Source organism: Sphingomonas populi, from assembly GCF_004208535.1.
GTDB classification, from domain to species: Bacteria; Pseudomonadota; Alphaproteobacteria; order Sphingomonadales; family Sphingomonadaceae; genus Sphingomonas; species Sphingomonas populi.
This window is the reverse complement of record NZ_SGIS01000003.1, coordinates 122814-144984: the sequence shown is the minus strand read 5'-3', so window position 1 is coordinate 144984 and position 22171 is coordinate 122814. Positions and strand designations below refer to the sequence as shown.

Below are 22171 nucleotides of genomic sequence, written 5' to 3'. Positions count from 1 at the left end.
TGTCAGCGGTGTGGATCAGCCGCTTTGAGCGGCTTACAGTATAAAGCGCCCGGCTCTATTGGGGGATATTTACTCCGGCATCATATGACGCCGGGCGAACGGGCATCCACTGCATCACTTCAATCGCGAACATTTGTGAACCGCCGGCAAACACGTACGTTAAGCGGATCGCGCCGCCATCGTGCGGAGCAGGGTACGGGAAAACGCATGATGAGTGACGTCCGACACCGCCATGCTCAGCCCCGCGGCGTGGTCCCGATCCGCTTTGCCCCGGCCACCGTGTTCCTCGTCGTGATCGTCGTGTTCACGGCGATCATGCGTGTCGCCTCGTCAGGTCATTCCTTGTGGTTCGATGAACTTGCGTCGGTCTTCTTCGCTTCACAGCCTGTCGCGCGGCTGTGGAGCGCATGGATGCTCCGTGAAACAAACCCGCCGCTGTTCTACACTGTGCTGCACGGCTGGACGGCCCTTGCCGGGCTCAGCGAGGTTGCGCTGCGGCTACCCGGTATCCTCGCCAGCCTCGCGGCAATGGCAATTGTTCATACCGGCATTCGCAGTCATTATGGTCATAGGGCGGCGGTGATCGCGACTCTGCTGATGGCAGCGTCCGCGCAGCAATTCTATTTCGCCGTGCAGGCACGCAGCTACATGCCGCTGTTTCTGGCGATCTCGGTATCGTTCTTCGGCGCGGTAGGGCTAGTCCAACCCGGCCCGGCGCAGCGCCGTGCGTGGATTGCTTTTGTCGGTGGTGCGCTGGTCGGCATTTATCTGCACACTACCGCGCTACTTTGGCCAGCGGCCGTGACGATCGCGCTCATGCTCGTCGATCGTCGCTATGTGCCTCTGCTCGGCGACCGCTGGCGCCACCTCCTGCTCGCCGACGTTCTGGTTCTCTCAGGTTCGCTGTGGTGGATGTGGATCACCGTACATCAGATGCGCTCCCCGGAAGGCAATATCGGCTGGATCGGCCATCCGAAGGCTATCGAGGTGGCGACGACCTTCGCCACGGGAACGTTGCTCGCGCACGAGCCGCACGGCTGGGACTGGCTCGGCCTGGTCGCCACAGGCGCAGCCGCAGTGTTCGGAGTGGCGCGCACATGGCGGAACTCCGCCACGCGGCTGGCTCTGGCGTGCTACGTGCTATCAGCATTGTTCTTCCTGGTCGCCAACGCCAGACAGCCCATCATCATCGACCGGACGGTCTTCTGGCTCTCTCTGTTCAACATCATCCTCGCTGCCGCAGGCTTGGCCAGCATACGTGTTCGCCGTGTCCGATGGCTCGCCCCCGCTGTGGTAATCTCTCTGTTGATGCCCAACCTCGCGCACATGATCTTAAACCTGCAGGTCGAGGATTGGCGTACCCCCGTTGTCAGCCTGGCACGCCAGCCCGGCGCCATCCTGGTAGTCAATGGCGAGGCGGTGAGCGTGGCCGTCCGCATGGCCTGCGCGGTAGATCTGCGCATGCCGCGTTGCCCGTTTCCGGTGGTAACGTTGGTCACATCAGGACCGCAGCTCGATGCATGGGGCATTGGCTCTGCGACCCCGCTCGCCCAGCCGGTGCCGCCTGGGCCGGTGTTCCTGTTTCGCCGCTGGTGCCACGATCCATACAAACTGCTTCAGACGGCCGGCATGCTTGCCGGCACTACCCCGCCAACATCGGATTTCTCAGGGCCGTATCCCTACTCTATCCTTACCGAAATACCCTCAAGGACAATCGCCGACCACGGACTCTTGCGTGTCGCTACCGCGGGGCCGTGTGTTTAGCGCATGTGTGGATCGGCGTCGAAGCGGCGGTCTGACTCAAATTCCGTGCAAATTTGACAAGATCTTCCGTCGGAATGGCACTTCCTGCTGGCGGCTCCAGCAGGCGTCCGCTGCCACCGTGGCCGCGCTGATTCCAAAGGCGCCGGTTTCACCGTTTGCCGTCCGCCGGACGATTTTCGTCATGCGCGACCCATCCGGCTGCCTTGAGGCGCGTAACGGCGGATCGAGCGACCGGCGCCGCCACACCGTTCGACAGCAGCAACCGCATGGATCGGGCATTACCGTGTACGGACGTAACAGCATGGGTTGCGACCCACCACGACCGATGCGTCCGCAATCCTTCAGCTTGCATCGTCTCGATCGCCCGGCCCAACGGCATCAGGATCAGCTCGGAGCCGGTCGATCGATGCACACGGACATAATGGTCCTCCATTTGGAGTGCCAGCACGTCTCCCCCAAGCGGCGCGACAATCGGTCCGGTCGAAGGTAGTCCCGCAAGATCGTCGCGCGATGCCGATGCGGAGCGACGCAGAGCGAAGCCGACGCCTGCCATCGCGATCATTCCGATCGTCGCCGTCTGCGCGAACCAAACCGGAAGCGGCAGGCGGAGCTGCATCAGTTCCGGCCATAGCCAAAACGCCACTGCGCGCGTCACGAGGGCTTCAGGAATGCTGGCGAGCAGCGTCGCCCCGACCAGCGCGCCCAACCATATTCGCGAGCCAAACGCGGCCCGGGCGCTCACGATTCTGTACGCCGAACCGTACAGCACCAAGCCCAGCAACATGGCGCCGATCCAGTAGCTGAGCAGCCGGATCGGGCCACCATTCATATAGCTGCCGAACGGCCCGAGGATCGCCAGCAGAGCGCCAGCGGCTACGGTCAGACCGATCCACCGTAGTGACAGCGTCGCCATACGGCGGAAAGCGGCAACAGAGGGAATGGCGCGGGACACACTCTCTTCTAACGCGGTCACGGCGACGAGCGAAGCCCGTTCACCACTTGGCGAACCCGTTCGCCCATTGGCGAAATTCCGTCTTCCGGCAGGGATTTGGCTCGGGTCATGAGGCTTCATATCAAAATGGAGTCCGTCATGCCGTTACGCCTTGTCCTTGTCGCCCTATTGCTCAGCGTCGTCGCGTCACCGGCAAAAGCTCAATCCGCACAAGCCGGTTTCGAGCGCCAGGTAACGGCCGACGGTATCGAGGTCGGCATCTGGTATCCCGCATCGGGCACCTCCGCGCACCAGCGGCTGGGACTCTACGCCCAGGATGTCGTACCCGGCGCGCCTGTGCCGCATGGGCGGCATGCGCTGATCGTCATCTCGCATGGGACGGGCGGTGATTTCGCCGGCCACGTCGATACGGCCGTGGCGCTTGCTCGCGCCGGCTTCATTGTTGCGGCATTGACCCACCCGGGGGACAATTGGCGCGACAATAGCAGGGCAACCCGGATCGAGGGGCGGCCAGTCGCACTCAGCGCCACCATCTCGTACATGTTGCAGGCATGGCCGGGTCGTGCTGCCATCAACCCCGATCGCATCGGCGCCTTCGGCTTTTCGGCAGGTGGCTTCACGGTTCTCGCTGCGGCAGGGGGAACGCCGGACATGACACGCTTTGCCGATCACTGCGCGCAGCATCCCGCCGTCTTTGTGTGCACGCTTCTGAAGTCGCAGCCTCGAATGCTGACCCGCGCCTGGCCGCCGATGACAGACCCGCGCATAAAGGCGATCGTCGTCGCCGCGCCGGCGATCGGCTTTACCTTCGATCGCGCGGGACTTGCGAGGGTCCGCATCCCCGTGCAGCTCTGGCGCGCCGATGACGATCGGATTCTGCCCGCTCCCTTCTATGCGGATGCAGTTCGCGCAGCGCTGCCGAACAAGCCGGAGTTCCATACCGTGCCTGGCGCGGGGCACTTCGCCTTCCTCGCGCCCTGTGCCGATCCCGCGACCATGCCACAGCTCTGTGCCAGCGCACCGGGGTTCGACCGCACGGCGTTTCATGCCCGCTTCGATGCAGAGGTGGTGCGCTTCTTTACGGAAAAGCTGAACTGACCCGTCGCGGCGGCAGTGGGCGGTAATGTCGATCGAGAAAGCCGCACCGCCGAGCATGGCGGTCGCTCAAATTTTTTTAGCGGCTGAAATCGCGGAAGGACGATCATTTTCGCAGACCTCCTCTGTGGAAAGGAGGGTGGACGCACCGATCAGGATCTATCGCCAGATATCATCCACCGTCGGCCAGATGGTGAGGCTCTGCCAAGCGATTGAGCGGCTGGGTCGTCTCTGTAGATCGGCCGCGCGCACTGCGGTTCAGCGACGCCGGGCGAGGAGGTCGCGTTGCTGTTGCCCCTGACGCTCCTGCATCCACCCTGGATACTCACTCGCAAGCTTGCTGGCCGCGTCGAGTGCGGCGAGCTCGTCACCGGTCAGCTCGATCTCTGTCGCTGCGAGATTGTCTGCCAGTTGTTCGGGGCGCTTCGCACCGACGATCACGCTGGTCACGATACGCTGATGCAACAGCCAAGCCAGCGCGATGCGAGCCACGGATACGCCGCGTGTTTCGGCTATCGGACGCATCGCAGCGATTACGGCGTCACCGCGATCCGGGTCTACCGGCGGAAAGTCGAAGGCGGCACGGCGGCCCTCCGTAGAGCCGGTGCCGCTGTACTTGCCCGACAGAAAGCCGCCCGCAAGCGGGCTCCAAACCATCAAGCCGACGCCCTCGGACACGAGCATGGGTGCGATTTCGCGCTCCAGATCGCGCCCAACCAGCGTGTAATAGGCCTGAAGCGAGGCGAAGCGGTGCAGCCCCAGTCGCTCCGCCAGGCCAAGCGCCTTGGCGATTTGCCACGCGGCCCAGTTCGACACGCCAACGTAGCGGACGTGACCATGCTGGACGAGCGTATCGAGCGCGCGCAGCGTCTCTTCGATCGGTGTCGCCGGATCGAAGCCGTGGACCTGATAGAGATCGATATGATCGAGCTGCAGCCGCTTCAAGCTCGCTTTGCAGGCGTCGATCAGATGGTAGCGTGAAGCGCCGCGGCCGTTCGGACCTTCGCCAGTCGCGCCAAAGCCTTTGGTCGCCACCACGATCTCGTCGCGCTTCAAGCCTAAATTGCGGATCGCCTGGCCGGTGATCTCCTCCGAGCGCCCCTCGGCGTAGACGTCGGCGGTGTCGATGAAATTGACGCCGCGCTCGATCGCAACGCCAAGAAGCGCGTCCGCGTCCTCTTGGCCGAGCTGGCCAATCTTGCTCCACATGTCGTCGCCGCTGCCGCCGAACGTCATGGTGCCAAGGCAAATCTCGGACACGAACAGGCCGGTACGGCCAAGCTTGTTGTAGCGCATGATCTGAAAGCTTTCTGTCGACGTTCAATTCGCAGACATAACGCGCTTGAGAGGATTATGGCGCAACCCATGATGCTTGGTCGACAGACAAAGCATCGCGCGCGCCAGGCGCAATCCGGGTCAATCGTCGCTATCGGCTGGACTTCAGCGCCTTCGCGTAACGACCGTCGAGCGCGACGGCGCGGCGTTCATCGGCTGCGGCACGCGCATCATCGCCGCGCCGCCGCAGTATCTGCGCGCGCTGGAAATAGCCTTGGGCTGCATCAGGGCGCAGTCGGACGACCTCGTCGAGATCGGCGAGTGCGCGGGTGAGGTCGCCGCGCCGGGCATAAGCGAGGCCACGGTTCAAAAGCGCGAAGGGCGATCTCGGTGTGGCTGCGATCGCGCGATCGAACGCGGCAATGGCGCGGTCGTCGTCATGCTGCCAACCTGATTCCAGGCCCGCTGCGGCATCGCTGCTTTCGCGCGCCACAGGCTTGCAGCGAGCAGGATCGCGGCGCGGATCGTCGATCGTACAGGCGTTCCAGTCACCACGCGGCGATGCGGCGATGCGCGCGCCGGTGACGACGATCTCCTGAGCGTTGGCGACACGCGGCGCGGCGGTTAGGTCCGAGGCGAGGTTCGAGGCCCTTGCCGCTCTGGCTAGCGGTGGTGACGGGGCCGGTTCAGGCGGGGGAGGGGGCGGTGGTGGAGGTGGAGGTGGCGGAAGCGCCGCAATATCCCCGGCGATGGGTTGCGCGTCGGCGTGAACGCGAGCCGGTGCCGGCTTCGCTGCCGTCGCGGCGGGCGGCGCGACCATCGTGGGCGGTGCATCGGCGGCTTGATCGGCCGAATCCGCAGCCGGCGGCGGTGATGCGGCGGTGGGTGCCCTCTCCCCATGGGTCACTGAGAGGTCCCGCTCGGCCACGGTGCCATTCGTCGGCGCCTCCGTCGCGGGGTGCCGGTACGTGCCCGACATCCAAAGCGGCACGCTGACCACTCCGATCAGGGCGATGGTCACAAGACCGGCAAGCTGCGGCCGAAATCCGCCCCGTCCACGTTCCCGTCCTGCCGCGCGAGGCGCGCTCTTGCCATCGAACCGCTCCATCGCGGCACCGATCGCGCCTTCGCGCCGCACCGGCCGTGGTGGCGGAGACGGCGGAAGCGCGCCGGCGAGATCGACATCATTCTCCATTCACTGGAACCGGATGGGCAGCAACAGGGAACGGCAAGGCGACGACAGCAGCATGATCGATGGGCCTTATACCGCCATTCGCCGCCGGGTCGAATGAACGATGCGCGGCGCGGTCGTCACGCGCGCCGCTCTCGCTTATTGCTCAGAAAGCGACTGCGCCGCCGGTGCCGCCTTGGCGGCGCGGACGAGTTGCAGGAATTCGGCACGGTAGCCGAACGTGTCGTCGCCACGGGCACCGCCCGCCATACGCAGTACCGCATCGTAATCCGCAGTGCCGCTGTAGCGGCCACCGCGCAGCAGCTCGGCGAAGGTCGCGACGCCGGTCGCGAAGCGCGCGTCTTGTGGTGCATCGGCGAAGCGGGGAACCTCGACCGCGTGGTTGATCGGCGTCGAGATCAGCCGGCTGGTCTGCGCCTTGGGCAGTTTGTAGCGGATTTTCACGAAGCCGTATTCGGAGCCCCCCGCTACGGTCGACGCCGGCCGCGCGTAGCGCAGATCGCCGATCGCGCGTGGGCCGCCGACCGGCACGATCTCGTACAGCGCCGTCACGCTCTGGCCTGAGCCGACATCGCCCGCATCGACCTTGTCGTTGTCGAAATCGTCGCGGTTGAGCATGCGCGTCTCATAGCCGACCAGCCGGTATTCGGCGACCGTGGCGGGGTTGAACTCGACCTGGATCTTCACGTCTTTGGCGATCGGAAACAGGGTCGATGTCGCCTCGTCCACGAGCGTCTTGCGCGCCTCGCCGATCGTGTCGATGTAGGCGGCGGCGCCATTGCCGTTCTGCGCGAGCGCCTGCATCAGCGCATCGTTGTAATTGCCCATGCCGAACCCGAGCACAGACAGGAACACGCCCTTCTCGCGTTCGCGCGTGATGTAGCCCTTGAGCTCCTGCGTGTTGCTGATGCCGATGTTGAAATCGCCATCGGTCGACAGGATCACACGGTTGACGCCGTGCGGGTCGAGGTTGCGCTCGGCGAGCGCATAGGCTTGGCGGATGCCCTCCGCGCCCGCCGTGCCGCCGCCCGCACCAAGCCCGTCGATCACCGCGAGAATCCGGCTCTTCTGGCTGACCGGAGTCGGCTCGAGCGCGGTGCCGGCATATCCCGCATAGGTGACGATCGCGACGCGGTCGTCGGGACCAAGCTGGTCGACCAGCATCGCCAGCGAGCGCTTGACGAGCGGCAGCTTGTTGGGCTCGTTCATCGAGCCCGACGTGTCGATCAAGAAGACGAGATTGGCGCGTGGCCGCGTGGCTTGGGCAAGCGCGTATCCCTTGATGCCGATGCGAACCAGCTTCCGTCCCGCCGTCCACGGACTCGGAAACACCACGATGTTGCTGGTGAATGGCTCGGCGGCCGAGCGCGGCGCGGCATAGTCATAGGGAAAATAATTGACGAGTTCTTCGGTGCGCACTGCCGCCGGCTGCGGCAGCACGCCGCGATTGAGCGAGGCGCGGACGAAGGCGTACGAGGCGGTATCGACATCGATCGAGAAGGTCGAGACGGGCTCTTCGCGAACGACCTTGAACGCGTTCTGCGCGGTCGTGGTGAAATTATCGCGGCCGATATCGTGATAGGGAGGCGGTGCGGCGTAATTCTCCGGCATCGCCATGCGGCTCGCCACGATCGGCATCGGTGCGGAGATCATACCAGGCGGTGGGGGCGGGGGCGGGGGCGGAGCCGGCGCGACAGGCTCCATCGGCACCATATCCGCAACCTTTGCGCGACCATCGGCTTGGCTGACCCGCTGGCTCGTCACAACGATATCCGAATTGCTCGCCGCTTCGTGGCCTGGCCGAGCGCAGGATACGACCAGCAGCAGCGCGACGCCGACGGCGGTACGACGGACGACCTGAGACATTCTGGGCATGCTTCACTCCTCGTGACAGCGGCGCATGATCGTCCGCATGCCCCTTGGAAGCGCGAGCGCCCGAAATCCTTTGAGCGTCTTTAGAAAAAAATCATGCCCGGCCGGCGAGCAGCCGACGAACCTCGTGCATGCGCCACGAGACGGTCGCCTCGGCAACGCCGAGGATCGCGGCAGCCTCGGCATGCGAAAGCTGCTGCCCTGCCACCAGCACCACCGTATCCCGCAGCGCCGGTTTCAGCCCGGAGATCGCGCTTTTCAGCCACATCGCATCGTGCAGGTCGCGCCCGTCCGGCCCGCGCGCCAGCCCGGCCAGCACCGCGAGGCGCCCGGTCAAGCCGGCGAAGGCCCGGCGGCGGCGGCGGGCATCGCGTACGGCGTTGAACACGATCGCGCAGAGCCAGGTCGAGAATTTCGCCTCGCCACGAAAATCGCCGATCTTCTCGACGAGCGTGCAGCAGACCTCCTGCGCGACATCGTCGGCATCCGCGCGCGATCCGGTCAGTTGCCAGGCGAGGCCGTGGATGCGGTCGTAATGATGGCGCAGCAGGCTTTCGAACGCGGCGCGATCGCCGGCACGGGCTGCAGCCACCCGATCCAGATCGGGATCGGCGGCGGTCACGCGTCGGCGCGTCTGTGTGGAGATGGACGAACGCTTCGGGCAACCCATGCCACGAGATGCACCTCCCGCCGAACCGATCCGTGATCCACCATAACCGACGCTCTGCCCGATCCGTGCGTCGCGCGCCATGCTTGAGCGCAGGCTTCTTCCGCCTCCACACTTTCCCGAAACCCTGCCGATCTGAGCCGAGGCTATGCAAGGGAGCGGGACTAAGGTGGAGATGACGCGCGGGCCATGCGGCTTGGACGCTGCCGGGAGGCGGATCAGGGTTTGACCTGAAGGGCTCAGCATTGCCTGGCTCACGGGAAGCAAACCCGCCGGGGCCGCCCGAGCGTCCGCAACCGGACCTTAGCCACGGCGGGCCGACCGAATGTCAGGATCGGACAGGAACTGCCATCCGAGACTTATAAAGATCGATGGACCCTTCGGACGGGATGCTCGCCTAATCCCGGCCAGCATCGCCCTGCCGCCGCCGCCCCGGCGCGTCGGGGGCGACGATCGTCGCGCGATCCAGCGCCTCGGGAATCAACGCGAGGTTCTGGATTGCCGCCAGGCCCCATTGCGCCGACGCGTTGGTCGAGACTCCTGGCCATTCGAGCACCCCGTCCACGCGATGCCGAGGATCCGAAGGCCACGTCCCGAGCCCGGCATCGCCAGAGAGAAATTCGTCTGCGGCGCGCGCGGCAAGTGTCGTGTCCTTCTCCTCGAACGCCGCATATGCGGTGAGCCGCGAATGCCCCTCGCGCAGGTTGCGCGGGCCGAAGGGTGGGCCGAACCTGGCGAGGTAGGCGGCCTGCGGCGCATTGTACCACCGGCAATAGTCCAGCCACGCGGCGCGGTAGCGCGGCACGTCCAACAGGCGGATCAGTTCCGCACTCACCTCCACCGCGCCAAACACGGCGTTGAGATGTGACACCTGGACGCCGCGCCCCTGATCGATGAAGCGTCCACTTACAAGGTCGAAGGGTGCGCTGCCCGTCATCCAGCCCTTGGGCAGGCGCCCGATGCTGTCCAGCCCCGCGACCACGCGATCCCGCCACCGCACGTCGCCGGTCCGCTCCCATTCGGTCAGCCAGGCGGCGGCGAGCGGGCACCAGGTCGTGCCGAAGGTCATCTCGATCGTGCCCGCCGGCAGCGCGGGCTTCTTCGCGACGTTAGGCACCTTGCGTCCGATCTCGACCGTGGTGAGCGTCTGGTCAGACGTGATCAAGTCGTGGAGCAGATCGCCCACCCGCTCGTCGGCGGTGAGATAGTAGAACGGCCGGCGATAGCTCGCGTTGCTGACGCGCGGCTGTTTCGAACTGTCGCTCCAATGCTGCACGCCGTGGCGCGTGCCCATCCCCTTGAAGAGGCCGCTGTGATACACATCGACCTCGCCGGTATGCCGCGTCATCGCCTCGGCAAAACGCCACGTCCTGGCGTCACCGGTGCGCAGCACCTGATACCATAGCCACAGGTCCGGCGAGAGTTCGCTATTGTCCCACGCGAATCCGCCAATGTCGTAGCGCCAGCGATGCCGGTCGCTGTCATAGGTGTGCATTACATCGCCGTGGTTCCAGAAACCGTACCAGGCGCGACGATCGACTTCGCCGGCATAGAAATCGACGAGGTTGCTCAGTTGGTTCTCGATTGCAGCGCGGTTGGGCGTCGAACGATCGGGGAGGCCCCAGTCGCCGAACACCTGCGCGGCATGGAGGTGCTCGGGCGCGACCATCAGTTGTGGCGGCTCGGCCTGCATCCTGGCCATCCCCTGGAGCAGCGCGGTGTCAGGCGTCGCCGGAAACGCCCAGAGCATGAGCTCGCTGGTACGCGCGATCCCCGCCGCGTCGTCCCAGCCGGGTTCATAATCTTCATAGGTGACCGACAAGCCTTCGTTCTGCGCGTCGAAACCTTCCATGCCCATCGTCCCGTGATAGGGCCGCATATCCATCGCCGGCGCCTCGGGCGACCAAAGCCACGCCGTCAACGCCGCATCGTCGCCGGTCGCGCCATCGATATGGAGCGCGGTCGGATGCCGCTGCCAGAAATAGCGCACGCCCAGTGCCGCTCCGCCCAGGGCCGAGCCGATATAGGCAAGCCCCGGCGCGCGATGCCCTTCGTCCGCATCGATCCAGCCGTAATCGGGGGCGGTTCGCTTGGTGATCGTCCAGCCATTGGCGGTCGGCTGCTCAAGCCGGAAGTCGCCCCAGGCCGGGATACGCTCAAGCGTCGAGCGCACCGCCTTGGCCATCGTGTCGAGCGGCGGCACCGCACGGCCCGCAACTTGTGCCGCCTTGAACGCCATTCCGGGGTCGCGCCGCAGCCCGGTCAACGGGCGCACGCCTTCGGCGAAGACTTGCGCGTCGGTGGCGAAGCGCACATGGCGATCGTGGAGCGCGGCGTCCTTCACCGGCACGCTTGCCCGTACGCCCAGTGCCGAGACGAAGTCTTTCGATGCGCTACCATCGAACACGACGCTGTGGACCATCCGCAGCCCGGGAGACCCCGCATAGGCATAGAGCCGCACGACGAACGGCAACCAGCGACGCTCGCCGGAGTGATGCGCGCCTTCGATTTTCACCACTGCACGCACCGGCCCGGTCTGCTCGACCGTGACCCGCTCGATCCGCCCCGCGAACGGCAGGTCGGCGCCGTGCAGCGGCTCGGTTCGCGCGGCACCGATCAGCGTCACTGGGCCGAGCACCGTCCTGCCGGCGACGCTCGCCTGCTGCACCAGCGCCGCGCCCGACGTGCCGATGCGCCATTGCAGATCGCCGACCGTGATCGTCACGGCATCGGCGCTTTCGGTCACGCGGACGGGCCGGGCGGGCAGCGTTGGGCGACCGCGCGTGACGATCAAGCCATCGGGCGCGATGTCGGCGGGGATAGCGTGGGCGCTCCACTTGATCGAGTCGTCGGGCCAACGCGCAGTGATCCAACACTGCGAGGGCACCGGCTTGCCGTCGCGAGCCACAACGCTCAACAGCGTGCCACGCTTGATCGCACCGCGTGGCCAGGCGACGCCGAACGTCTGTCCGGCGTGCATCGCTGGTGCCACGCCATCAAGCCAGCGCACCGCCGCAGGCTGGAATGCTGCGACACGGGCCGCGCGTAACCGCACCGGCAGCACCGCGGCGGCACCTGCCAGCGCCGCCTTCAGCGTCTCGCGGCGATTCAGCATGTCTCTGTCTCCATCAAAGATGCGTCACCGACACACGCCGAATGCGCAGGTGGCTCCACGTCGTGCGCAGTCCCCAATGGCCGCGCGTGTAGGGGCGGGTGTCGTCGAGCGTGAACAGCCGTTGTCCATCGCGTTCGACCGCGACCGTGCGACCGTCGGCGATCAGCGCGATGCGGGTCCAGCGATTGGGGACCAGTAAATCGGCGGGTGCGGCCTTGTCATGCTCGGGCAGGATCGGGCGGTTGCCCGGCACGCCGATATAGCGGCGAAATCGCGTCGTCGTGTTCCGGTTGCCGCCGATTCCGACATAATATGCCCGGAGGTCGTCATAAGCGGCGAATACACCGGATCGCGGCTTGGACAGCACCGACGATCCGTCGCTGTTGGTTGCCATCCAAAAAGCATTGAGGTCGCTCACCGTGTCATTGGCACCGCCGGCGGACACTGCCATCGCCTCGAAGGTGATCGTCGTCGGCGCGGTGATCGGCTTCGTCCACCACAAGGTGAGGCCTTTGGGCGTGTCGATGTCGATCACACCACCGCGTTCGGTGACCTGTGAATCGCGCGATTCGGCCTCGATCCGCCAGTCGGTGAGCGGCGCCTGCGCTGCGATGCCGGACACGGTCAGCGCCGCGACGTTGCCGAGAACCCCTCCGACGCTCATGCCCTCTCCTAGCTTTCTAGCGTTCGAGCCAGCATAGGCCGGCTCGCGCTACTTTGCCAAGTCGATCCCGAAATATATAACTAAATACCATATTGTGGGTATATACAGCAGTACTGCGGCTGGTGGGCGTTGTGCCGCGCCGGACTATTTCGCCGTCCCGGACGCGGTCAGGCTGCCCGGAAAATAGCCGAGGTGCGGCGGCTGGTTATATGCCGTGTTCTGCCAGGTCACTCCGGCGCGATAGACCGGATCTTGCATCAGCGTCACCAACCGGTGCGTGGTCGGATATGGCGTCACGTAGATCCGCAATTCCCGATTGTCGGCGGTGCGCCAAACCACTTCCTCACGCCAGTCACCCAACAGGTCGGCTTGCAACGCCGGGTTCGCCTTGGTGCCGTTGTTCGACATCAGCCCGGCGGGGGCGAGCAGCGGGACGGTGGTGGCGGTCTTCCAGTTCCATTTGCTGATCGTCGTCTTGTCGAGCAGCTCCTGCAGCAAATCCCCGTCCCAATAGAGCGCGAAGTTGGTCTGGCGCGGTGCCGGGCCGATCACGTCGCCCTTCACGTCGAACAGATCGCGGCTGTTCGAGCCCCAGAATTCCGCGCCGACATGACGCGGATCGATATCGGCAGCGAGACCGCGACCGGTGTCGGTGTCGGCCGGCTTCGTCCACAGTACCTGCCCGGTCCGCGCGTCGAGCAATGCCGAGCCGATGCCGCCATTGGTCCTAACTTGCTCGTGCACACCCCATTTCTCCAGACCTGGCCGGGCCGGATCGAGATCGGCGACGTGCATTGCGTCGCCATGAAACAGCGGATCGGTCCACAGGCCTTTGCCGTCGTCGTCGAGCGCCATCGATCCGTAGAGCACCTCGTCCCGCCCGTCGCCATCGACATCGGCAATACTTAGCTGGTGATTGCCTCGGTCGGCATAATCGCCATTGCCAGGGGCAGCCGAATCGAACGTCCAGCGTTTGACCAGCTTGCCGGCGCGAAAATCCAAAGCCGCGATCACAGTGCGCGCATAATAGCCACGGCCGAACACCATGCTGGGGTGTTGCCCGTCGAGATATGCAGTTCCGGCAAGAAACCGGTCCGCGCGGTTGGCATAGCCAGCGCCCCAGGTGTCGCGGAGTTGCTCGAACGTCGGGTTGCCGCCCGGATAGCGCGGCGGATCATACGGCTTGGTATCGAGCGCGCGACCGTTGCGGCCGTCGAAAACGGTGAGATATTCCGGTCCCTTGAGTATCCGGCCGACCAGCGGTGCCACCTTGGTCCCGTCGGCCAGCAGCTTGGCGCCGGTGCGGTCGGGCTGGGGCACTTCGCCGCCATGCTCGCGCCAATCTGCCTTGGCATCGCCAATCACCGTGCCCGTACCGTCGATGGTGCCATCGGCGGTCTTCATCGCGATCTCGGCGCGGCCATCGCCGTCATAATCGGCGATCTGAAACTGCGTATAATGTGCCCCGGCGCGAATGTTCTTCCCCAAGTCGATCCGCCACAGCCGCTTGCCCTCGAGCGTATAGGCATCGACGAACACATCACCGGTATACCCCGCCTGACTGTTGTCGTGGCTGTTGGTCGGATCCCATTTCAACACGATCTCATAGCGGCCGTCGCCGTCGAGATCTCCCGCACCGGCATCGTTGGCGGTATAGCTGTACGCCTCGCCATCGGGCGTCGTACCACCCGGCGGCGTGAGCGGGATCGCCAGATAACCGTCAGGCGCCATCAGCGCCGGTTTTCCCTGTGCAGCGCCGTTCGCGATCGCAAGCGTATAGCGCGCTTTGGCACTTCCCTGCGGGTCGACGAAGGCGGTGGCGTCAGTCACCGGATGCGGCGTGATCTTGCGACCGTCGCGATAGACGTCGAACCCAATCGCGGACGGATCGCTCGAAAGCAGGCGCCAACTGACCAGCCAGCCGCCATCCTTCGCCGGCGTCGCAACCAGTCCACGGTCGAGCCGCTCGACTTCGTGTGCTGGCGCGACAGCCGTCGATGCAGGCGCCACGGCACCGAGCGCCACGGTAGCCAAAAAATAGCTGCACCTCCCGATCATCCTGTCTCTCCCTCGCGGCGACTGCGTCGTCACATCTCAACAATTATGATTTGCGCTTCACTATTTCGCAACATATAACGGAACGGCAGCCCACAATATGGGTGATAAGCGACAAGTCGATGCGACGGCAAGAGCCGCGCTGCACTACGAGGGGATAACCTGAGACCGCCAACGCATGCATGAATGCCGGCCCGATACGCGCGGCCTCGACAGCACGCAGCACACCTAACGCAGCATCAGATCATAGCAGGACGTCCGAATGGCTCGAAAGCCAGGACGCCTTAGGGGGGATTATCATGACCAATATTCGTTCGGCTCCGCGTCACCGGCTTTTCCGCACCACATCGGTCGTCGCGCTGACGCTGGGCTGCGCCCTGCCGGCGATCGCTGCGGCGCGGAGCGCGATACCGGGTCCCGCTCTCCAGCCGCAGCCCAAGACCGCGCCCCGGAACGACCAGAACATCGCGCCCTCCTCCGCCACGGTCGAGCCGGCGACGCGCGACCGCGCCTCCGCCGACGTGTCGCCACCGGTCGAAACCCAGTCCGCCCAGGACAATCCGCACGACGCGGGGCGGACCAGCCCCGATGTCGCAACGGGTCAGGAGGTTGTCGTGGTCGGCACTCGCGCCTCGTTGCAGTCGGCCATCAATCGCAAGCGCAACGCCGGCACGGTGGTCGACTCGATCGTCGCCGATGACATTGCGAGCTTCCCCGACAAGAACGTCGGGGACTCGCTGTCGCGTATCACCGGCGTCCAACTCACCCGCGATTTCGGCGAAGGCACGCAGGTCTCGATCCGCGGCGTCGAGCCTGATCTCAACCGCATCGAAATAAACGGTGTCAGCCAGGTCTCGGCCAGCGGCAGCCGCGCTGGCGATTTCCGAGAACTCGCCACCGAACTCGTCAAATCGATCGACGTCTATAAGGGCTACGCGGCCGACCTGACCGAGGGCGGCATAGGCGGCACCGTGTTGGTCGAAACGCGCAAGCCGCTCGAATTGAAGAAGGCGCTCGGCAGCGTCGTCTTGTCGGAGCAGTATCTCGAGACGACGCGGGACTGGCGTCCACGCGGCACAATCGTACTCGGCACCCCGCATTTCCTGCTCGACGGTCTCGGCGTCCTGCTCAACGTCACCTATGATGACAAGTCCACGCGGCAGGATTACGCCAGCAACACCAATTACAGTCGCCTTGCCGACTTCGATCATTCGGACAAGCCGACAGTCGCCAACGCCGCATATTCTGCCTTCCCCACCTATGCGAGCTGCGCCAACGTTGGCAGCACATCGACCGCCACCTTCGCAACGCGTCGGGGTGCGTGCGAGAACCAGTTCTTCGACTGGGCGCCGACCGCGCCGCGCTATCGCAACCTGGTGCGCCGCGACAAGCGCCTGTCGGGCGACTTCACCGTTCAATATGAGTTCGCGCACAATTTCCGCGCCTATGCCGAGGCGCAGATCAACAATCGCGACCAGCGTCTCTTCGACACCAACTACGCGCTCGATATGGGCCGCTACCAGCGCTACCAGCTCGATCCGGTGCTGGGCACCAGTTCGATCCCGCAAGTAAAGCTCGGCACCGCGACGGTGAATGCGGACCATGTCGTCACCGGCTATACGACGGCACTCAATTCGGTGGTGGTAAGCAGCACCGTCACCAGCGGGTCGAGCAATATCCTCGGCGTGCAGCGTCGTGACTTCCAAAACAATCAGAAGTCGCAATATTTCCAAAGCGGCTTCGATTGGAATCTCGATCGCTTCCAGGCCAAGGGCATGGTGTCCTACGCCAAGGGCAATACCACGGGCGAAACCAACCTCATTTCGATCAATACTGGCATCGCCGGCGTGAAGCTTGATACGGGCAATTCGCTTGGCGTCCCGGTCTTCACCTATCCGAGCAGCGTCGACCCCGCTAACGCCGGCATCTACACCGACCTGACGCGCCCTGGTAACGTCGCGCAATCGGGGCCGACGGTCCAGTACCGCCCGTCGCAGTCCTCGAACAGCGAGAAGCAGGCAAAGCTCGACATCGATTGGCAGGTCGATTTAGGGCCGCTCAAGAGCATCGAATATGGTGGTCAATATCGCGATCAGGATTATGTGTTGTACACTGGTGGCGGCTCGCGGCTCCTCACCGCCGCCGGGGTGACGCCGCAAGTCTATCAGGACACCGCCAACGTGTCCTATTCGACCAACATCGTCTCGGCGGTGACGGCGCGCACCACCAAGACCGGCAACGGCACCTACACCAATCAACTTACGCAGGCGGAATATGCGTCGCTGATCAACGCACTTGGCGTCACCAGCGCAGGGTCTCCGCTGTTCACTGGGCTACAGGGGACGCCCGGCGGAATTCCCGGCCGCATCGCCTTTCCCAATTTCAACGCAAGCGAGATTTCCAAATATTATGACCTGTCGGGTTTCGACCAGGATTTGACACTCAACGCCAATGGTCTGCCGCAAATCCCGTCCTATACAATCAACGAGAAGATCGCCGCCGGCTATGTCAAAGCCAATTTCGAAACGCGCGTTCTAGGTATGCGCCTGACTGGCAATGCCGGGGTGCGCTATACCTATACGCGCGACGACGGCACGGGGGTCAACATCAGCCGGGTGACGCGCTTTTCCCCGACCGGTTCGGTCGAAACGGTGGTGCTCAAAGCTCAGCAATCGACGCTCAAGAACAGTTATGCGGATGTCCTGCCCGCGTTCAACGCCGCGCTAGAAATTATGCCAAACTTGGTCATGCGCGCGAATTGGGCCAAGAACCTCGCGCGTCCGAAGCCATCGGATTTGGTTGCGACGATAACTTGCACCGATGACGCCACCGTCGTCGCGGCGGATGATACCTGCACTGCGGGCAATCCCGATCTGGTCCCATACCGCGCCGACCAGTGGGAGCTGAACCTCGCTTGGTATCCCAACCCCGATACGCTGGTAAGCCTCGGCTATTATAAGAAGTACGAAAACAGCTTTGTCGTTCCCAACGTCACCCGCTCGGGCGTTGATCTGTTCAAGGATGGCGTCCTTTATACCGTGCGCCAGCCTGTCAATGGGTTCGGCGCGCTGCTCGATGGCATCGAAGGCAGCGCGCAAACTGCGTTCACCTTCCTGCCCGAGCCATTCGATGGTTTCGGCGCCTCGGGCAACGTCACCTTTGCGCGCGCGATCAGGACCAATCTGACCAACTCGGCGACCGGTCAGCCGCTGCTTGAATATCCCGGCCTGTCCAAATGGACGTACAATGCCAGCATTTTCTACGACAAGGGCTTTCTCAACGCGCGGCTGAGCTACAATTATCGCTCCGACTGGCTGGTTACGGCGGCGGATTCGAACAACGGCAATTTGCCGATCTACCGCCAGGGTGAAGGGTATCTCGACGGGAAGATCACACTGCGCTTCCCAAAATATCATACCAGCCTGTTTGTCGAAATGCAGAACATCAACAAGGCTTACTCGCGCTCCTATGTGAAGGGCATCGGCACTTCGGAAGTTTATTATGCCGGACGGCGGCTGTTCGCCGGCCTTCAGTTCAAATTTTAGGGGCTGAAGGATTGGAATTTTCTGCCTTGAATATTTTTATGGCCAGTCGCTGGGTCACCCGTTCAGATAGGCAAACCGTATGATCCAGCGTCCGTCTATGCCGTAGCGGATGCTCGTTCTCAGAACACCGCCTTCCGGCGATCGACTGCTGCTCACTTCCGCTGGCAGTTATATCGAGCGCAACCGTCGCCTGATCGCGGGACAGCCGAGCATGCCGAATCGCCGGAGGTATTTTCATGTCGCCGCATTGGTGCGCCCGGGGCGGCGCGCCGTGTCCCGATGCCGGCCTATAGGGCGCAACGAGCAACGCGGCGCGTCGTCCGTCATTCCCGCCTCCGAAAACTCATGCCTGAGCCGGATCGCTGATCGCGGGCCAAGGCCCGGCGACGCATCCCGCCAGCCGTCGTCGCCAGCCATCGGGCGCGGTGACGATGAGGTCGTACCAGCCGTGCGTCGGTGCAAGCGGCCAGGTGTGCGTGCCCGTTGCATCGGGCGTCCAGGTGGCGTGTTCAGCCTGATAGGCGCCCGGCGCGACCTCCACGCCGTGAGCCGGTCGCGCGTCGATCCGCAGCGCCTTGCCCGACGCGCCCGTATCAACGATGCGCCATGTCACGAAGGGTTCGGCGCGACCGCTGCCCACGAACAGCCGGTGAAAGCCCGCTGGCCCCAGCACGAACAGATCATAGCCCTGCTCGCCCGCCAGAGGCCAGTCGGCGTGGAGGGTCTTGCCGGGTTCGACCGTGTACCGGCGCGGGATCGCGTCGAGCCGCGGCCGGTCATAGACATGGAACACCACGGCGAGGCCCCCGGCGGCTGCGAACGTCAGGCGAAAGGCGTCGCCGTGAACTGCGCCATGAACCTCAGGCTGGTAGCGCGTCGCCACCGCCGGGCGGATGCCGGTCGCCTGCTGCGGCAGCGGCTGGTCCTCAGGGGCGATCGGGTGCGGTTGATGCGCGATCGCTTGCGCCGCAGCGCGGCGCGTCGGTGCGTCGGTCATGGTGTCGATCAGCGACTGGGTCAGCGCCGCCGGTTTACCACCCTGCGCGAAATCGAAAGCGGGCACGAGATCGCTGCACACCGCGCGCCGCCACGCGGAGATATTGGGTTCATCGACGCCGAACCGGGCCGCCATGAAGCGCAGCACCGAGGTATGGTCGGCGACTTCCGAGAACACGCGCCCGCCGCGCGTCCAGGGAGACAGCACGTACATCGGCACGCGCGGACCCAGCCCATAGGGCCGCCCGCGCAACGCCAGGTGGTCGCTGTCGGCGCCGGGCGCGGGCAGGTGGTGATATTCGCCCGCCGTGGTGACCGTGCTGGCGCCGGCGAAACCGCCAGCATCGGGAGACGGCGGGGCTGGGGGCGGCACATGATCGAAAAAGCCATCATTCTCGTCGAAGTTGATGAACAGAGCGGTGCGCGCCCACACCTTGGGATTTGCGGTCAACGCAGCGATCACCTGTGCGGTATAGGCAGCGCCCTGCGCTGGGCTGGACGGGCCGGGATGTTCCGATCCTTCCGCCGTGCCGACCACCCAACTGATGCTCGGCAGGCGGTCCGCCAGGCAATCGGCGCGGAGCGCGTCAAGCGCGCGTGTCGCCAGCCCCTTGTCGCGCAACGCCTTGCGCGATCCCGCATCGCCGCGATAGGCGGCGCGGAACTGGAGGAAGTTGGCGAGCGGATTGTCGGTGAAATTGTCCGCCATGTCCTGATAGACCGCCCAACGCACCCCAGCGGCCTCGAGCCGTTCGGGATAGGTCGTCCAGAAGAAGCGCGGGCTGCTGGCGGCATCCGGCTTGGCGAGGTCATCGTCGGGGTTCTCGATGGTTGGGCCGCCGCCGCGCCCGAACGGATCGTTGGTGCCGGTCCACTGGAACAGCCGGTTGCAGTTGGTGCCGGTCTGCATCGAACAATGATAGGCGTCGCACAGCGTGAAGGCGTCGGCCATCGCGAACTGGAAGGGCAGATCCTCCGCGCCGTAATGCGCCATCGTGCGCTGCGTCTTGGCCTCGGGCCAATGGCCCATGCGGCCGTGATCCCATGCGGCCTGCGCGTCTGGCCAGTTGTGCGGCGTGCCGGGGACGCGCATCAGCTCGAAATGCTCGCGGGTTTCCATTCGGAACGGGCGCAGGATGCGCGGCGGCTGCGCGGTGCCGTCATATTGATCCCAGACGGTGCGCGGAGGGCCACCCGGCGCGCCCGCAACCGGAATCGGAAAACGGTCGCCAAAGCCACGCACGCCGGCCATCGTGCCAAAATAATGGTCGAAGCTGCGGTTCTCCTGCATCAGCACGACAATATGGTCGATGTCGCGCAAGCCGCCGCTGCGCCGGTCTGGGCCGATCGCGGCGGCGCGGGCGAGCGCGGGCGATATCGCGGCAAGCGCAGCGCCGTGCAGCGAGTGGCGAAGCAGCGAGCGACGGTCGATCATGGTGGAGGGCCTCAGGTAGCTATGACAGGACCGCGACTGCACACGACATGGTGACGCGCGCATGACGGTACAGCATCATTTCAGGCCGAGCGCGTCCCGGATCGTGTAGAACATGTCGGTCTGGTCGGTCAGTCCGGCGAAATTGGCAGCGCGTGGGCCGTAGGCAGCAACGCGCAACTGCGTGCCGGTATGACCCTGCGAGCCGACTTCCGAGGTGCCATAATTCACCGTCAGCACACTGCCGTCCTTGGTCAGCAGGGCCTCGGTCAGCCCCGGTGCCTGGCTGCCGTTGCCGATGATCTGGCTGGTATGGGCATGGTCTGCGGTGACGATCACCAAAGTGTGCCCGTCGGCCTTGGCGAAGGCCAGCGCGACCTGAACCGCCTCGTCGAGATCGACCGTCTCGCCGATCTGGCCGCACGGATTAGCGGCGTGATCTTCCTTGTCGATCGAAGCGCCCTCCACCTGCAGCAGGAAGCCCTTGGGGTTCTTGCGCAGCAGCGCGATCGCCTTGGTCGTCATCGCCGCGAGTGTGGGCACGCTGGCGGAGCGTTCCGCATTGACCGCGCAGCGGACGGGCGGCTGGTCGATATTGCCGTGGTGGCTGGCCTTCGGCCCCTGCCAGCGCACCGGCATGTTGCCCGGTGCGAACAGACCGAGCAGCGGGCGAGTAGTGTCGGCGCGGGTGATCGCCTCCAGCCCGGCCGCATCCTCCACCACGGCGAAGCCGCGCACGCGCGCCTGGTCGAGCAGCGTCTTGCCCCGCCAATCGCCAGCCTGCGCGGTTTCCGCGAACGCGGCGGCACCGCCGCCGAGCGCGACATCGGGACGGGCGTTGAGCAGTTGCTCGGCGATCGAACCGGCACCGCCGTTTTCGAGCGCGTTGGTCGGGCAAAGCTTGCTGGTGGCGACCGGGCCGAAGCAGGCGCGCATGGTGACGTGGGCTATCTGCGCGGCGGGGGTGGCATCTTCGATCTCGGCGGTGGTGACGTCACCGGTCGCATAGCCGGCCGCCTTGGCGCGCTCGATCAGCGAGGCATGCGGGACTTCGCGGATATCGACGCCGATCGCGCCATTGTAGCTCTTCACGCCGGTGCTCCACGCTGTTGCCGAAGCGGCGGAATCGGTCACGTAATTCGGTTTGCCGGTCGCTTTCTCCAGCGCATAATGGGTGTACTGGCCGGTCACCGGCAGCGCATCGATGCCCTTGAAATAGCCGCCCGCGCCCTCGGCATAATCGCGGGCGAGGGTGATTTCGGAATCGCCCATGCCATCGCCGATTAGCAGGATAACGTTGCGCACCACGCCATCGCGGATCAGCGTGCGGTAGGTGGCGGTCATGTCGCCTTTGATCCGGCGCGCGCCGCCGGGCTGGCTGAGATCCCCTTGCGCCGCGCGTGCGAGATCAGCCGGTGCTGACTGCCCGCTGGCAGCGGTTGCTGCGGCGAGAGCGAGAACGGAGGCAAGCGAGCAGCGTGGCAGAAAGGTCATGTGCGGTCCTTGGTCGGCTCGGGGCACCGCGCCAGGCGGCGACGGTCGAGACT

At 64.9% G+C, this 22171-nt stretch carries 13 protein-coding genes; 3 read left to right on the top strand and 10 right to left on the bottom strand.

The genetic code is table 11. The annotated features are described in order from the left end of the window. The first annotated feature begins 207 nt into the window (after positions 1 to 207). Positions 208 to 1764 carry a glycosyltransferase family 39 protein gene (locus tag EWE75_RS03115; RefSeq protein WP_165388252.1) on the top strand — a complete coding sequence of 519 codons (1557 nt, stop codon included), beginning with the start codon at positions 208 to 210 and terminating at the stop codon, positions 1762 to 1764. Between the two features lie 148 nt (positions 1765 to 1912). Here the strand turns inward: EWE75_RS03115 and EWE75_RS03110 are convergent, their stop codons facing one another. Further along, positions 1913 to 2836, bottom strand: coding sequence for a LytTR family DNA-binding domain-containing protein (locus EWE75_RS03110; protein ID WP_231708183.1), 924 nt, complete (start codon positions 2834 to 2836; stop codon positions 1913 to 1915). On the opposite strand from EWE75_RS03110, the gene EWE75_RS03105 reads away from it, so the two are divergent. Continuing rightward, entirely contained in the window at positions 2825 to 3814 is a 990-nt protein-coding gene (locus EWE75_RS03105) for an alpha/beta hydrolase family protein (protein ID WP_231708182.1), read from the top strand. The genes EWE75_RS03110 and EWE75_RS03105 overlap by 12 nt on opposite strands. 255 nt (positions 3815 to 4069) lie before the next feature. Here the strand turns inward: EWE75_RS03105 and EWE75_RS03100 are convergent, their stop codons facing one another. From EWE75_RS03100 to EWE75_RS03070, 7 genes are all read right to left on the bottom strand, one after another. Continuing rightward, a complete protein-coding gene (locus EWE75_RS03100) occupies positions 4070 to 5107 on the bottom strand; it encodes an aldo/keto reductase (RefSeq protein WP_130155232.1) in 1038 nt (345 codons plus the stop codon). Positions 5108 to 5237: 130 nt separating this feature from the next. Beyond that, on the bottom strand, positions 5238 to 6194 hold the full coding sequence (locus EWE75_RS25275; RefSeq protein WP_130155231.1) for a tetratricopeptide repeat protein: 957 nt from the start codon (positions 6192 to 6194) through the stop codon (positions 5238 to 5240). A 222-nt stretch (positions 6195 to 6416) separates the two neighbouring features. Next, complete coding sequence (locus EWE75_RS03090) at positions 6417 to 8153, bottom strand: vWA domain-containing protein (RefSeq protein WP_130155230.1); 1737 nt, start codon at positions 8151 to 8153, stop codon at positions 6417 to 6419. 91 nt (positions 8154 to 8244) lie between these two features. Beyond that, complete coding sequence (locus EWE75_RS03085) at positions 8245 to 8772, bottom strand: RNA polymerase sigma factor (RefSeq protein WP_231708181.1); 528 nt, start codon at positions 8770 to 8772, stop codon at positions 8245 to 8247. A 442-nt stretch (positions 8773 to 9214) separates the two neighbouring features. After that, on the bottom strand, positions 9215 to 11932 hold the full coding sequence (locus tag EWE75_RS03080) for an exo-rhamnogalacturonan lyase family protein (protein ID WP_130155228.1): 2718 nt from the start codon (positions 11930 to 11932) through the stop codon (positions 9215 to 9217). Between the two features lie 13 nt (positions 11933 to 11945). Next, entirely contained in the window at positions 11946 to 12596 is a 651-nt protein-coding gene (locus EWE75_RS03075) for a DUF6250 domain-containing protein (protein WP_130155227.1), read from the bottom strand. Between the two features lie 144 nt (positions 12597 to 12740). Next, on the bottom strand, positions 12741 to 14654 hold the full coding sequence (locus tag EWE75_RS03070; protein WP_165388250.1) for a rhamnogalacturonan lyase: 1914 nt from the start codon (positions 14652 to 14654) through the stop codon (positions 12741 to 12743). Between the two features lie 296 nt (positions 14655 to 14950). On the opposite strand from EWE75_RS03070, the gene EWE75_RS03065 reads away from it, so the two are divergent. After that, positions 14951 to 18196: a TonB-dependent receptor gene (locus EWE75_RS03065; protein ID WP_130155226.1), complete on the top strand. Its 3246-nt coding sequence runs from the start codon at positions 14951 to 14953 to the stop codon at positions 18194 to 18196. Between the two features lie 343 nt (positions 18197 to 18539). Here EWE75_RS03065 and EWE75_RS03060 read toward each other — a convergent pair whose 3' ends face one another. Together EWE75_RS03060 and phoA are read right to left on the bottom strand one after the other, a co-directional pair. After that, positions 18540 to 20627 carry a phosphocholine-specific phospholipase C gene (locus EWE75_RS03060; RefSeq protein ID WP_130155225.1) on the bottom strand — a complete coding sequence of 696 codons (2088 nt, stop codon included), beginning with the start codon at positions 20625 to 20627 and terminating at the stop codon, positions 18540 to 18542. A 75-nt stretch (positions 20628 to 20702) separates the two neighbouring features. Then, a complete protein-coding gene (phoA, locus tag EWE75_RS03055; protein ID WP_130155224.1) occupies positions 20703 to 22118 on the bottom strand; it encodes an alkaline phosphatase in 1416 nt (471 codons plus the stop codon). Positions 22119 to 22171: the final 53 nt, after the last annotated feature.

What these genes read in the sequence shown, in the direction of transcription:
- EWE75_RS03060 (WP_130155225.1), bottom strand. Translation starts at nt 20,627, where the DNA reads ATGATCGACCGTCGCTCGCTGCTTCGCCACTCGCTGCACGGCGCTGCG.
- EWE75_RS03090 (WP_130155230.1), bottom strand. Translation starts at nt 8,153, where the DNA reads ATGCCCAGAATGTCTCAGGTCGTCCGTCGTACCGCCGTCGGCGTCGCG.
- phoA (WP_130155224.1), bottom strand. Translation starts at nt 22,118, where the DNA reads ATGACCTTTCTGCCACGCTGCTCGCTTGCCTCCGTTCTCGCTCTCGCC.
- EWE75_RS25275 (WP_130155231.1), bottom strand. Translation starts at nt 6,194, where the DNA reads ATGGAGCGGTTCGATGGCAAGAGCGCGCCTCGCGCGGCAGGACGGGAA.
- EWE75_RS03075 (WP_130155227.1), bottom strand. Translation starts at nt 12,596, where the DNA reads ATGAGCGTCGGAGGGGTTCTCGGCAACGTCGCGGCGCTGACCGTGTCC.
- EWE75_RS03115 (WP_165388252.1), top strand. Translation starts at nt 208, where the DNA reads ATGATGAGTGACGTCCGACACCGCCATGCTCAGCCCCGCGGCGTGGTC.
- EWE75_RS03070 (WP_165388250.1), bottom strand. Translation starts at nt 14,654, where the DNA reads ATGATCGGGAGGTGCAGCTATTTTTTGGCTACCGTGGCGCTCGGTGCC.
- EWE75_RS03110 (WP_231708183.1), bottom strand. Translation starts at nt 2,836, where the DNA reads ATGAAGCCTCATGACCCGAGCCAAATCCCTGCCGGAAGACGGAATTTC.
- EWE75_RS03100 (WP_130155232.1), bottom strand. Translation starts at nt 5,107, where the DNA reads ATGCGCTACAACAAGCTTGGCCGTACCGGCCTGTTCGTGTCCGAGATT.
- EWE75_RS03105 (WP_231708182.1), top strand. Translation starts at nt 2,825, where the DNA reads ATGAGGCTTCATATCAAAATGGAGTCCGTCATGCCGTTACGCCTTGTC.
- EWE75_RS03065 (WP_130155226.1), top strand. Translation starts at nt 14,951, where the DNA reads ATGACCAATATTCGTTCGGCTCCGCGTCACCGGCTTTTCCGCACCACA.
- EWE75_RS03080 (WP_130155228.1), bottom strand. Translation starts at nt 11,932, where the DNA reads ATGCTGAATCGCCGCGAGACGCTGAAGGCGGCGCTGGCAGGTGCCGCC.